This window comes from Rossellomorea sp. RS05, assembly GCF_039822645.1.
GTDB lineage: Bacteria > Bacillota > Bacilli > Bacillales > Bacillaceae_B > Rossellomorea > Rossellomorea marisflavi_B.
The window spans coordinates 1-238 of the sequence record NZ_JBDKWY010000035.1 but is presented as its reverse complement, the minus strand read 5'-3'; the positions used below and the strand labels follow the sequence as shown (position 1 = coordinate 238).

Below are 238 nucleotides of genomic sequence, written 5' to 3'. Positions count from 1 at the left end.
TGAGTAAGATCCCTGAAAGATGATCAGGTAGATAGGTCAGAGGTGGAAGTGTGGCGACACATGGAGCTGACTGATACTAATCGATCGAGGACTTAACCAAAAGTAAGACGACGGAGGCGCCTCGCGCCTCCCGGACTGGACGATACGCCGGTAATGATTGACTATCAACCCTTTATCTAGTTTTGAAAGAACAATTCTTTCAATGGAATACCTGTCTGGTGACATTGGCGAAGAGGTC

The 238-nt window shown here is 47.5% G+C and carries 1 rRNA gene; it reads left to right on the top strand.

Annotation, left to right across the window (positions count from 1 at the left end):
* A 23S ribosomal RNA gene (locus ABJ225_RS22340) occupies positions 1–100 on the top strand; the annotation flags it as partial.
* Between the last annotated feature and the right edge of the window lie 138 nt (positions 101–238).